General features: G+C 70.0%; 12 protein-coding genes. 4 read left to right on the forward strand and 8 right to left on the reverse strand.

Features of this window, described 5'->3' with window-relative positions; all coding sequences use genetic code 11:
* Position 1: 1 nt before the first annotated feature.
* Positions 2-769, reverse strand: coding sequence for an SDR family oxidoreductase (locus tag ABD733_RS01210; protein WP_344793223.1), 768 nt, complete (start codon positions 767-769; stop codon positions 2-4).
* Positions 770-913: 144 nt separating this feature from the next.
* Between ABD733_RS01210 and ABD733_RS01215 the strand changes: the two genes are divergently transcribed.
* The 4 genes from ABD733_RS01215 to ABD733_RS01230 all read left to right on the forward strand — a co-directional run bounded on the left by ABD733_RS01215 (position 914) and on the right by ABD733_RS01230 (position 3,624).
* Positions 914-1,402, forward strand: coding sequence for an NfeD family protein (locus ABD733_RS01215; protein WP_344793224.1), 489 nt, complete (start codon positions 914-916; stop codon positions 1,400-1,402).
* On the forward strand, positions 1,399-2,361 hold the full coding sequence (locus tag ABD733_RS01220; RefSeq protein WP_344793225.1) for an SPFH domain-containing protein: 963 nt from the start codon (positions 1,399-1,401) through the stop codon (positions 2,359-2,361). The genes ABD733_RS01215 and ABD733_RS01220 overlap by 4 nt, the downstream gene beginning before the upstream one ends.
* Positions 2,362-2,367: 6 nt before the next feature.
* Positions 2,368-3,120: a glycerophosphodiester phosphodiesterase family protein gene (locus tag ABD733_RS01225; RefSeq protein WP_344793226.1), complete on the forward strand. Its 753-nt coding sequence runs from the start codon at positions 2,368-2,370 to the stop codon at positions 3,118-3,120.
* A 138-nt stretch (positions 3,121-3,258) separates the two neighbouring features.
* Complete coding sequence (locus ABD733_RS01230) at positions 3,259-3,624, forward strand: RNA polymerase-binding protein RbpA (RefSeq protein WP_344793227.1); 366 nt, start codon at positions 3,259-3,261, stop codon at positions 3,622-3,624.
* 33 nt (positions 3,625-3,657) lie between these two features.
* Here ABD733_RS01230 and lnt read toward each other — a convergent pair whose 3' ends face one another.
* The 7 genes from lnt to ABD733_RS01265 form a co-directional block, all read right to left on the reverse strand.
* Positions 3,658-5,232, reverse strand: a complete 1,575-nt coding sequence (lnt, locus tag ABD733_RS01235; RefSeq protein ID WP_344793228.1) for an apolipoprotein N-acyltransferase — start codon at positions 5,230-5,232, stop codon at positions 3,658-3,660.
* Positions 5,233-5,294: 62 nt separating this feature from the next.
* A complete protein-coding gene (locus ABD733_RS01240; RefSeq protein ID WP_344793229.1) occupies positions 5,295-7,817 on the reverse strand; it encodes a DEAD/DEAH box helicase in 2,523 nt (840 codons plus the stop codon).
* A gap of 90 nt (positions 7,818-7,907) precedes the next feature.
* Positions 7,908-8,675 (reverse strand): twin-arginine translocase subunit TatC, encoded by a 768-nt coding sequence (gene tatC, locus ABD733_RS01245; RefSeq protein WP_344793230.1) that lies wholly within the window; start codon positions 8,673-8,675, stop codon positions 7,908-7,910.
* A gap of 78 nt (positions 8,676-8,753) precedes the next feature.
* Positions 8,754-9,017 carry a twin-arginine translocase TatA/TatE family subunit gene (locus tag ABD733_RS01250; RefSeq protein ID WP_344793231.1) on the reverse strand — a complete coding sequence of 88 codons (264 nt, stop codon included), beginning with the start codon at positions 9,015-9,017 and terminating at the stop codon, positions 8,754-8,756.
* An 83-nt stretch (positions 9,018-9,100) separates the two neighbouring features.
* The gene (locus tag ABD733_RS01255; RefSeq protein WP_344793232.1) at positions 9,101-10,075 is read right to left on the reverse strand and encodes a helix-turn-helix transcriptional regulator; all 975 of its coding nucleotides are present in this window, start codon (positions 10,073-10,075) and stop codon (positions 9,101-9,103) included.
* Entirely contained in the window at positions 10,068-11,072 is a 1,005-nt protein-coding gene (locus ABD733_RS01260) for a helix-turn-helix transcriptional regulator (protein ID WP_344793233.1), read from the reverse strand. Before ABD733_RS01260 ends, ABD733_RS01255 begins: the two co-directional genes overlap by 8 nt.
* Positions 11,073-11,128: 56 nt before the next feature.
* Positions 11,129-12,067, reverse strand: a complete 939-nt coding sequence (locus tag ABD733_RS01265; protein ID WP_344793234.1) for an FKBP-type peptidyl-prolyl cis-trans isomerase — start codon at positions 12,065-12,067, stop codon at positions 11,129-11,131.
* Between the last annotated feature and the right edge of the window lie 49 nt (positions 12,068-12,116).

Genomic DNA, 12,116 nt, shown 5'->3' on the forward strand with positions numbered 1-12,116 from the left:
GTCAGACCTCGGCGTGGAAGTCGGAGACGTCGCCGACCAGGCGGGTGTGGTCGGAGGGGATCTCCTCGACGGCGGCGAGGGCCACCTCGGCGGCGAACTCGGCGACGTTGTAGAGCTTCCCGGCCGACTCGCGTCGGGACGAGATCGCGCCGGGGTTGGAGCGCTCGAGCAGGGTGGCCGTGATGGTGCCCTCGATCATGTCGCCGGAGACGACGACGAACGCCACGCCCTTCTCGTCGAGCTCGGGGACGAGGTCTCGGAGGGCGTCCTCGCCCGCGCGCTTCGAGAGAGCCACAGGGAGGTACTCGGGCATCGTCTCGGTGGTGCGGATGAAGTGCGCCTGGTGGCTCGTGACGAAGACGACGCGCGAGCCCGGGGCCATCAGCGGCAGGGCCTGGCGGAGCACGTCGACCTGCGCGTCGCGGTTGAGGAGCAGCGCGTAGTTCTCGGCCATGCCGGTCTCCATGCCGCCCGAGGCGTTCAGGACGAGGAGGTCGAGTTCGCCGAACTCGGTCGTGACGGTCTCGATCATCGACGCGACCGACGCAGGATCGGTGAGGTCGGCCCGGATCGCGAGGGCGCTGCCGCCCGCCTCCTCGATCTTCGAGACGAGCTGCTGGGCGCGCTTCTCCTTGTTTCGGTAGTTGATGACGACGCGCGCGCCGGCCTCGGCGAGGAACCGCGCGGTGTCGGCGCCGACGCCCCGGGAGGAGCCGGTCACGAGTGCTCTCGTGCCCGAGAGGGAACCGGTTGCGAGGGGGTTGGACACGGAGGTGCTCCTGTTCGTCGTGGGCGATCGGCGGCGCGGCGGCCGCCCCTGAGAATACAGGCCCGACGGGCTCCGCCCTCGGCCCGGGCTGCTAATGTACGAACACCAGCGTGAGATATGACACCACCGAGGGGGATGGTCCGGATGATCGAGTTCTTCACCGACTACTCGTGGGTCCTCTGGGTCGCGCTGGTCCTGCTCTTCGTGATCGTCGAGGTCGCGACCGTCGACTTCACCTTCCTGATGCTCGCCATCGGGAGCGTGGGCGGCCTCCTGGCCGGTCTCTTCGGCGCCCCGTTCTGGCTGCAGATCATCGTGGCCGCGGTCGTGTCGATCCTGCTGCTCTTCACGGTCCGGCCCCCGCTCCTCCGCGCACTGAAGCGCGGTGGCGACCCGACGCCCTCGAACATCGAGGCCCTCCTCGGCGCGCGCGGCGTCGTCGTGGTGCCCCTGATCGACCGTCAGGGCGACTCCGGGCTCGGGCAGGTCAAGCTCTCCAACGGCGAGACCTGGACGGCGCGGCTCCTCGCGCCGACGGGCCAGGACTCGCTCGACACCGGGGCGACCGTCGTCGTCACCGCGATCGAGGGGTCGACGGCGGTCGTCGTCCCCGGCGAAAGGACACCCTCATGACCGGCGCTCCCACCATCGGCGGCATCGTGCTCGCCGTCGTCCTGCTCATCGTCGTGATCTTCGTCCTGGTCATCCTCTTCCGGGCGGTCAGGATCATCCCGCAGGCGACGGCGGGCGTGGTCGAGCGGCTCGGCAAGTACCACAAGACGCTGGCCCCGGGGCTCAACATCCTGGTGCCCTTCATCGACCGCGTTCGGCCTCTGCTCGACATGCGCGAGCAGGTCGTCTCGTTCCCGCCTCAGCCCGTCATCACCGAGGACAACCTGGTCGTCTCGATCGACACGGTCGTCTACTTCCAGGTCACCGACGCGCGCGCCGCCACCTACGAGATCGCGAACTACCTCGGTGCGGTCGAGCAGCTCACCACGACCACGCTCCGCAACGTCGTCGGTGGCCTCAACCTCGAAGAGGCGCTCACCAGCCGTGACAACATCAACGGCCAGCTCCGCATCGTCCTCGACGAGGCGACGGGCAAGTGGGGCATCCGCGTCGGCCGCGTCGAGCTCAAGGCCATCGAGCCGCCCCTGTCGATCCAGGACTCCATGGAGCAGCAGATGCGCGCCGAGCGCGACCGCCGCGCCCAGATCCTCCGCGCCGAGGGCACCAAGCAGGCGGCCATCCTCCAGGCCGAGGGCTCGCGTCAGGCCAGCATCCTCGAGGCCGAGGGTGCAGCGAAGTCGCAGGTGCTCCGCGCGCAGGGCGAGGCCGAGGCGATCCAGACGGTGTTCAAGGCCATCCACGACGGCGACCCCGACCCCAAGCTCCTCGCGTACCAGTACCTCCAGACGCTCCCGAAGATCGCCGACGGCAACGCCAGCAAGGTGTGGATGATCCCGTCGGAGTTCACCGAGGCGCTCAAGGGCGTCGGGGCCGGGTTCCTGGGAGCTCGCGAGGCCGTCAAGGGCGAGCCCGGAGCAGCTCCGGCCGCGACCGGCAGCACCGCTCCCCCGCAGCCGTAGGCCGCCGTGACCGCGTGGTTCACCCCTGGCCCGCCCAGGATCATCGCGCACCGCGGGCTCGCCACCGAGGCTCCCGAGAACACGCTGCTCGCCTTCGTGAGCGCTCTCGCGCTCGGGGTCACGCATCTCGAGACGGACGTCCACGCGACGAGCGACGGCGTGGCGGTGCTGAGTCACGATCCCGACCTCGCACGGCTCACGGGGCGGGCGACGGCCATCGCGTCGACGAGCCTCGCCGCGCTGCAGCGGATCGACCTCGGGGCCGATCAGCAGGTCCCGACCCTGCGTGAGACGCTGCGGGCCTTCCCCGACGCCCGTTTCAACATCGACATCAAGGCCGATGCAGCCCTCCAGCCGACGATCGACGCGATCCTGCGCGAGAGGGCCGTCGAGAGGGTGCTCGTCACGTCGTTCGACGACGCGAGGCGGAAGGCCGCCGTCGCGGCTCTCCCCGGCGTCGCGACGTCGCCCTCGTCGCGCGGCGTGGTCCTCGCGGCGCTCGCGTCGCGGGCGCCGACAGCGAGGCTCAGGAGGCTCGGGTTCCGCGACATCGACGCGATCCAGGTTCCGGAGCGCTACCGCGGCGTCCCGATCGTTACGGGGCGCCTGGTCGAGGCCGCCCACGAGAGCGGCGTCGAGGTCCACGTGTGGACGATCGACGACGCGGACGACATGCGGCGCCTGTTCGCCCTCGGAGTCGACGGTGTCATCACCGACCGCGCCGACATCGGCCTCGAGGTGCTGACGCGCCTGGTCTGACGCGGCGCCGATCTCGGTGCACTACCGGATCGCGCCTCCTGAAGTCCTGAGTGCGCACTGTGAAAGCACGGCATGCGGAACAACCCTCCATGCTAAACGGTTACAAAGGGAGATTGCAACGCGAGAGGAGACCGCACCATGGCAGATCGCAGTTTGCGCGGAATGAGGCTCGGGAGTCAGAGCCTGCAGAGCGAAGAGGGAGTGGAGTTCTCTCCCCGGAAGAAGGCCGTGTACCAGACGGCCGACGGGGCGACGTTCGATGTCGTCTTCGCCGCTGAGGCCGAGATCCCCGACGCCTGGCAGTCACCGAAGACCGGTCAGGAGGGCCGTCTGCTCTCCGCCGACGGCAAGCCCGTCGAAATCGATCGCGGCGACGTCAAGGTTCCGCGGACCCACTGGGACATGCTGCTGGAACGCCGCACGCGCCCCGAGCTCGAGGAGCTCCTCCAGGAGCGCCTCGACTTCCTCAGGGCTCGCAAGGGCCAGCAGAAGATCGGCGCCTGACGCCGACCGGTGTGCCGTTCTGGGCGGCACGCCTCACCTCCGAGAGCGTCGGCTGATGTCGGCGCTTTTCGTCTGCCCGGAGTCGGGCGACGGGCCGGTTCGCAGCAGGATCGCCGCCATCGCGAGCACCGCGAGCCCGAAGAGCGACACCAGCCCTTCCAGCGCCCCGCCGATCGCGATGGCCGGAGTGATCCCCTTCCCGAGCGTGACCGTCGTCTCGAGGACGCCGGGCGCATAGGCCGGGATCTCGTCGACGGTGGAGCCGTCGGCGGCGATGACGGCGCTCGAGCCCACGGTCGAGATGTTGACGAGCGGCCGCGACGACTCGATGGCCCGCAGTCGCGCGATCGCCAGCTGCTGGGTGTTCTCATCGGTCCGGCCGAAGTCGGCGTTGTTCGTCTGCGCCAGGATCACCTGAGCGCCGCCCCGCACCATCCGGGTGGTGAGGGCGTCGTCGACGATGTCGAAGCAGATCGAGATCCCGGCTCGGATCCGGCCGACGTCGAGGACGTTCGGCTTCGACCCGATCGTGTAGTCGCGGGCGATCAGGTCGACGAGCGACGGGGCGAAGGGGCGCCAGAACGACCGGTCGGGCACGTACTCCCCGAACGGCACCAGGTGGATCTTGTCGTACTGTGCCGTGACCCTCCCACCCGACCAGACGATCGACGAGTTGTAGATCTTCTTGCCCCGCTGGGTGATGACGCCCGAGACGAGCGGCGCGCCGTAGGCCTTCGAGATGGTGTCGAAGACGTAGGTGCCGTACCGGTCGCGGGTGGGATCGCGGTCGCTCGCCCCCTCCGGCCAGACGATCATGTCGACCTTCTTCGACGTCGACAGCCCGTCGTAGGTGGCGAGCACCTGGGCGTCGGTGAGGTCGCCGTACTGGCGCTTGTCGAAGTAGCCCGCCCTGCCGTTCCCCTGCACGGCCGCGATGGTCGAGGTCCCGGCCGACTGCACGGGCCAGGCCGGGATCGCCAGGATCGCGACGACCGTGGTGGCAGCGACGAGCACGCGGGTCCGGCGCAGGATCGGCTTCTCGACCACGAGCTGCACGAGGAGGGCAGTCACCCCCACCAGGAGGAAGCTCAGCCCGGAGATCCCCACCCAGGCCACCAGCGACGCGAACGGGCTCTCGGACTGGCTCTCGGCGACGCGGCCCCAGGAGAATCCGCCGTACGGCCAGTGGCCGGACGCGTACTCCCGCGCCGTCCAGAGACCGGCGACCGTGACCGGCAGGAGCACGAGGCGGCCGACGGACGACGGCCACACCCGCGGCACCCAGCGGTAGGCGAGCGTGATCAGCACGGCCCCGACGGCGAAGAAGAGCGCCTCGAGGGTGGAGAGGGCGACCCAGGGCAGCGCGCCCAGGTAGAGGCTCGTCCACTGCACGTGGACGAGGAAGAAGGACAGGCCGCCGACGAGGCCCACGAGGAACGATCCGCCGATCCTGCGCCCGGCGAACGCGACGAGGTAGAGCGCGACGCCGACGAACGCCAGCGGCCACACGCCCTTGTCGGGGAAGGCGGCGTCGAGGATCGGGCCCGCGCCGAGCGCCACCACGACGGCGGCCCAGAGAGGCAGGTGGAAGTCGGGGGTGCGGGGCACCCGAGAAGTGTAGGAGCCCGTTGCTTGGGAGGAGCCCCGAGCGCGGACGGCGAAGAGGACGCTCACACGGCGCTGTACGACACGATGCCGCGCCGCACCGCGTCGAGGGCCTTCCGCGCCACCGGGCCGACCGGAGGATCGGCCACGACCGAGAGCTGGTCGAGGAGGTCGATCGTCTGCTTCGTCCAGCGGACGAAGTCGCCGGCGGCGAGCTCGGCGTCGTCGAGGACCGAGTCGAGGTCGGCTCCGCGGGCCCAGCGGTGCATGGCGAGTGCGAGCCCCGGAGCCGGCTGCTGCGTGCCGGGCAGCTTGTGCGCCTGCTCCAGGTCGTCGAGCTCGCTCCAGATCGTCCTGGTGCGGTCGAGGGCGGTGCGGAACTCGCCCCGGGGCAGGTAGCGCTCCGACACGGTGCCCTCGTCGCGCCGCGGCTCGTAGACGAGGGTCGCGGCCATGGCGGCGAGCGACGGGGCGTCGAGCTGCTTCCAGACGCCGCGGCGGAGGCACTCGGCGACGAGGAGGTCGCGGTCGCCGTAGATGCGGCGGAGGGTCCGGCCCGGGGTGGCGACGTCGACCTCGGCGAGCCGCGACACCGACGAGGAGTCGTAGGTCGCCTGCTCGGCGGCGTTCGAGCCGTCGCGGGGAACCAGGTAGCCGAGGTCGAGGAGGACGTCGGTCACGCGGTCGAAGATCTTGGCGACCGCGCCGGTGCGGCTGCGGATCTGAGCCGACAGCTGGTCGGTCTGCTTCTTGAGCTTGTACCAGCGCTCCGCCCACCGCGCGTGCTGCTCGCGCTCGGGGCAGGCGTTGCACGGGTGCTGGCGGAGCTCGCGGCGGAGGGCCGTGATCTTCTCCTGGCGGCGGTCGCGCTCGCTCCGGCTCTGGCTCTCCGCCCTCGACGCGCCCTGCTTCTCGAGGTCGGCGATGCCCTGACGGAGGGTCATGTACTCGCCGAAGTCGCCGAGGTGGCACTGCATCGAGGCGGCGTAGCCGTCGAGCGACTGCTGCTGGGTGCGGACCTTGCGCGCCAGGTCGACGACGGCCCGGTCGGCCTGGAACTGCGCGAAGGACGTCTCGAGCACCTCGCGGGTGCGCGACCGGCCGAACTGCTCGATCAGGTTGACGGCCATGTTGTAGGTCGGCCGGAAGCTGGAGTTGAGCGGGTAGGTGCGCCTGGAGGCGAGAGAGGCGACGGCCTGCGGGTCGAGGCCCTGAGCCCACTGGATGACGCTGTGGCCCTCGACGTCGATGCCGCGGCGCCCGGCGCGACCGGTGAGCTGGGTGTACTCCCCCGGCGTGATCGGCACGCGGGCCTCGCCGTTGAACTTCTCGAGCTTCTCGAGGACGACGCTCCGGGCCGGCATGTTGATGCCGAGGGCGAGGGTCTCGGTGGCGAACACGACCTTGACCAGCTTCTTCTGGAACAGCTCCTCGACGACCTCCTTGAAGGCGGGCAGGAGTCCTGCATGGTGGGCGGCCACACCGCGCTCGAGGCCCTCCACCCACTCGTAGTAGCCGAGCACGGCGAGGTCCTCGTCGCGGAGGGTGCGGCAGTGGTCGTCGACGATCTCCCGGATCTCCTCGCGCTCGGTAGCGGTCGTCAGCCGGATGCCCGAGCGGAGCACCTGGCGGACGGCCTGATCGCAGCCGACCCGGCTGAAGACGAAGAAGATCGCGGGCAGGAGGTTCTTGCCGTCGAGGAGCTCGACGATCTTCCAGCGGTCCATCCGGCCGAAGCTCTGCGGACCGCTCTGCTGCGAGCGGGAGGTCGCGGGACCCCGGTAGCCGTGCGACCCCGATCCTGGTCGGCCCCCTCGGTCTCGGCGCCCGGAGGTGCGGGTCGAGAGGGAGGCCGCGCGGACCAGCTCCGGATTCACGCGGTTCGTCGCGGCCTTGCCGCTCGAGTCGAACAGGTCGAGGTACTTCGACCCCACGAGCACGTGCTGCTGGAGCGGGACGGGGCGCTCCTCGGAGACGATGACGTCGGTGTCGCCGCGGACGGTCATCAGCCAGTCGCCGAACTCCTCCGCATTCGAGACGGTGGCGCTGAGCGACACCAGCCGGACGTCGAGGGGCAGGTGGATGATGACCTCCTCCCAGACCGCACCGCGGAACCGGTCGCCCAGGAAGTGCACCTCGTCGAGGACGACGTAGCGGAGGTCGTCGAGGAGGTCGCTCCCCGCGTAGAGCATGTTGCGGAGCACCTCGGTGGTCATCACGACGATGCGCGCCCGGGAGTTCACGTTGGTGTCGCCAGTGAGGAGCCCGACCTCGGAGGCGCCGTACTCGGCGACCAGCTCCTGGTACTTCTGGTTCGACAGCGCCTTCATCGGAGCCGTGTAGAAGACCTTGTCGCGGGGATCCTGCATGGCCAGGTGGATGGCGAACTCGGCCACCAGCGTCTTGCCGGCGCCGGTGGGGGCCGCGACGAGGACGCTCCTGCCCTCCTCGACCACCTCGCAGGCGGCGATCTGGAAGTCGTCGAGCCCGAAGGTCAGCCGGGAGCGGAACGCCTGGAGCTGCGGGGTCTTCGAGCGGCTCTTCGAGGCGGCGAAGCGCTCGGCCGGCGACGGTTCGGTGCTGGTCACACCATCGATTCTGTCACGCCGGCACCGAGAAGAGCCGGGCCGCCGCGGTGCTCCTGGAGCACTGCGGCGGCCCGGCCCGGGGTCGAACGGCTATTCGCCGGCGAGCTCCGCATCGAGCTCGGCGTCGAGAGCGGCGACGCGCCTGGCGGCGCGGCGGTCGTGCAGCAGCGTGACGGCGCACGCGGCGAGGTAGAGCAGGATCATCGGCACGGCGAGCAGCAGCATCGAGATCACGTCGGCCGCCGGGGTGACGATGGCGGTGAAGAGCACGATGAGGATGATCGCGACGCGCCAGCTCTTGATGATCGACTTCGCCGAGATGACGCCGACGAAGTTGAGCAGGACGAGGAAGACGGGCAGGACGAAGGCGACGCCGACGGCCAGCACCAGCTTCAGCACGAAGTCGTAGTACGTCTTCGCGTCGATGATGCTGGAGTCTTGCTGGGCGATGAAGCTCGTCATGACCTGCACGATGTGAGGCAGGACGAAGTAGCCCGCGCAGCAGCCCCCGAGGAACAGCGGGATCGCCGTCAGCAGGAAGCCGAGCGCGTACAGCTTCTCTTTGCGGACCAGCGCCGGGACGATGAACGCCCAGATCTGGTACAGCCACACGGGGCTCGAGATGATAACGCCCACCGTGATGGTGATCGTCAGCTTCAGGTCGAAGGCGCCGGTGATGTTGGCGAAGTTGAGGGACGCCTGACGGTTGTCAGAACCGGCGATCTGCAGCACCGGGGCGCGCAGAGCGTCGAGCACGTACGGCGAGAGGAACCAGCCCGCGACGGAGCACACCACGATCGCCAGGGCGGCGAAGAACAGCCGCCGCCGGAGCTCGAGGAAGTGCTGGCCGAGAGACATGCGCCCCTCGCGACTCTTCGTCTGCCGAGGGGCGCTGCCGGATCCTTCGTCGCCGCGCACGGAGGTCGCGGCCACGTGCTACGACTTCGGCGGGTAGTCGGTCGACGACGGGGTGTGGTACTCGTCGTTCGGGGTCGACGTGTTCGTGGTGCCCGCCGAGGGAGCTGCACTGCTTCCGTTCGGCGTGGTGTTGTGCGAGTTGGGGCCCATCTCCGTGCGGAAGATCTTCATCGACTGGGCGATGCTCTTCGCGAGACCCGGCAGCTTCGGCGCACCGAAGAGGAGCAGCAGGATCGCGAGGATGATGATCAGGTGGGGCCAACCGAGGGCGTTACCGAACATGGCGTTTGCCTCCTTGCAAGTTCGTGGAGATGCAAGTCTAACTCGACGCCGGACGATTCCCGCTGTCTCGGGCAGACGCACATCTAGTTGTCGTATTTCGACGCCGCGCGCCTCGCCCAGTCGGCGACTGCTGCTCGCGCCGCCGCCGGGGCGATGACGCGGGGCCGCCCCGGGAGGCCCGCGATCAGGCGGGAGAGCGAGCCGAACTGCGTGACCCGGACGAGCATCCTGCTGCGTCCGTCGGGGAGGTCCTCGATCTCGTCGGGCGCGTAGTCGGCCAGGAACGACACGGCCGGGGTGTCGATCTCGACCGTGACCAGGACGTCGTCGGGCGAGCCCTCGAACAGGGTCTCGGGCAGGGTGACGTCGGCCGCCCGGTAGGCGATCGGGCTCGTGCTGACGGCGGCGCGGCTGATGCGGTCGAGGCGGAACGTCCGGATCGCCTCGCGGAGGTGGTCGTACCCCCGGAGGTACCAGTCGGCGTCGAGCGACTCGACCCGGAGCGGATCCACTCGACGGCGCTCCGTCTGACCGCGGACGCCGGCGTAGTCGAACTCCAGCTGCACGCCCTCGGACGTCGCGCGCCGCACGAGCGCGAGCAGCTGGTTCGTCTCGCTGTTCTCGACCGCCACCTGGCTCGGCGCACCGGAGGATCCGCGGCTGAGCTTCGACATCAGGCTCGCGATCGCCTGGCGGTCGGCATTCTCGGGCAGCGACGAGAGGTACTGCAGCCCCGCGATGAGCGCCGCCGCCTCGCGCGACGAGAACCGGGGCGAGTCGTCGATGGCGACCAGGTTGGTCAGGACGATGACGTCGTTCTGCTCGAAGTCGTCCCAGGCGATGTCGAAGAGGTCGCCATGCTGGTACTGCGTCGTCTCGCCGGGGATGCCCGACACCGCGATCAGCTCGACGGCGCGCCGGATCTGCGCGACCGGGACCCCGAAGTGCGCGGCGGCCTCGGCGACGCTCACGCTTCCGCGGTCCATGAGGTAGGGCACGAGAGAGAGCAGGAAGGCCAGCTTGTCTTGCGCCTGGAGAGGCGTCTGCCGCTCAGCCACGGGGACTCCCCTCGTGGTCGGTGACGAGTGTCTCGAGGCGGCCTCGGACGAGCGCCCGGATCGTCTCGGGCGAGCGGACCTCCACCTCCGGCCCGAACGAGGCGAGCTCGTCGGCCAGCAGGTGGCGGTCCGACCAGTGCACGGTCAGCGCGCCGTCGTCTGAGCGCGTGGTGCCGCGCCGCTTCAGCAGCCGGGTCTCGGCGTCGGACGCAGGATCGACGAGCACCACGGCCGTCTGCTTCTCCCACAGCTCCTCGAGGTCGGCCAGGGCGCGCTCGGCCGTGGCGTCGGCCGGCCGCTCGACCACCTCGGCCGTGAGGCTCACCGCGCCGACGATGCGAGAGAGCAGGAAGGTGCGGCGGCCGCCCGACTCCTGGTCGATGGCCGAGCACATCCAGCGCCCCTGGAACTGGACGAGGGCGTACGGCAGCACTCGTCTCGGCCTCGGGGCCTGCTCCCCCGGCTTGAGGTAGGCGAAGCGGACGACGACGGAGCGGTCGAGCGCCGTCCGGAGCGGATCGAACGCGTCGTCGCGGGAGCGGATGCGCGGCACGTAGTCGAGCTCCGGGACGGGGGCGGTGCCGCCGAGGCTCCGGAGCTTCAGGAGGGCGCGGCGGCTCTCGCCCGACAGCGTGCCCTCCCGCCACACCATCGCGGCGAGGGTCAGCAGCGCGGTCTCCTCCGACGAGAAGGAGATGTCGTCGGGGAGCTCGTAGGCGCCGCGCGGGATGCGGTACCGGAGGTTCTGGTTGTTGCCGCTCGAGCCCGGCTCCTCGATGGTCTCGAGGGGCACGCCGAGCTCGCGGATGTCGTCTTTGTCGCGCTCGAACTGGCGCTCGAGAGCGGCGTTGTCGTCGGACGACCAGCGCTGGCGGTACCCCTGCACGGTCGACAGGATCTCGGTCTTCGTCAGGCCCGTCTCGGTCGCGAGCAGGGCGAGAACCAGGCTGAACAGCCTTTCTTCGACGGGGACGCGCGGAACGCGTGGTGACGGCACGTCGTCGATCTTAGATCAGGACCGGCGTGCGCCGACGCCCGGGCGGGTGCTCCGGATCAGAGCGCGCCCAGCACGTCGAAGACGTAGACGTAGGTCGTCGACGAGCCGCTCGCCGAGGTGGGCGGCGTGACGACCATGACCTGCGATCCGACGGTCTTCCCGATGAGGGCCGACCGGATCTGCGCGGGGACGTCGGTCGAGCCGAGCGGGATCGGGTTCGCGGAGTCGCCGTCGGTCCAGGTGGAGCCCTGGACGGTCGGCTTGGCGCCGGTGCCCGGTGCCGGCCAGTCGACCGCCGTGTACTGGAGGATCGCGGTGTCTTTCTTGGTCAGCGTCTTGCCGCTGCCCTTCCGGACGACCTGCACCTTCTCGCGGGTGGGGGCCTTGATGTCGGGGATGCTGATGCCCGGGGCACCGTTGGCCGCGGTCACGACCGCGGGCATGTTGTTCACGCCGAGCTGCAGGGCTCCGTCGGCCCTCGGGAGGAAGGCCTTGACGATGTCGATGACGGCGACGTCGGCAGGACCGGACTTCTCGTTCTTCTTCGTGGACGCCGTCGAGCTGAGATCGCTCGCCTTGACGGCGACCGCGATCCTGGAGCCCACGCGGGAGCACTCGAGCGCGTCGATGATCGGACCGCCCTTGGTCGCACCGACGGTGACGGGAGCGGTGGGGTCGCTGTAGGAGCTCGAGGAGAGCACCTTGCCGGTGCTGCCGCTGTAGATCGTGTACTCGATGAGCGCGGGCGTGCCGTCGGTCAGGACTCGGCCGTCGCCCTCGACCAGCGTCGAGACCTCGGTGTGGCGGGTGTTCAGCGGGGTGGGGATCGTGACCTTCGGCTTCGAGCCGAAGGCGCCCGTGGCCTCGACGACCGACGACGCCTCGCCGGAGGCAGGGGTCGTGCAGCCGGCGGAGCCGGGTGCCGCGCTCGTGGAGCAGGCGGTCAGGGTGGCCAGGAGGCCGGCCACGACGATGAGCGCGGGGAGCTTGCGCACGGATCCTCTTTCTACGTCACTCCGGGACGCCCGGAGCTGCTGACAGCGA

Source organism: Frondihabitans peucedani (assembly GCF_039537585.1).
Classification (GTDB): Bacteria; Actinomycetota; Actinomycetes; order Actinomycetales; family Microbacteriaceae; genus Frondihabitans; species Frondihabitans peucedani.

What these genes read in the sequence shown, in the direction of transcription:
- ABD733_RS01230 (WP_344793227.1), top strand. Translation starts at nt 3,259, where the DNA reads ATGGCAGATCGCAGTTTGCGCGGAATGAGGCTCGGGAGTCAGAGCCTG.
- ABD733_RS01215 (WP_344793224.1), top strand. Translation starts at nt 914, where the DNA reads ATGATCGAGTTCTTCACCGACTACTCGTGGGTCCTCTGGGTCGCGCTG.
- tatC (WP_344793230.1), bottom strand. Translation starts at nt 8,675, where the DNA reads ATGTCTCTCGGCCAGCACTTCCTCGAGCTCCGGCGGCGGCTGTTCTTC.
- ABD733_RS01220 (WP_344793225.1), top strand. Translation starts at nt 1,399, where the DNA reads ATGACCGGCGCTCCCACCATCGGCGGCATCGTGCTCGCCGTCGTCCTG.
- ABD733_RS01250 (WP_344793231.1), bottom strand. Translation starts at nt 9,017, where the DNA reads ATGTTCGGTAACGCCCTCGGTTGGCCCCACCTGATCATCATCCTCGCG.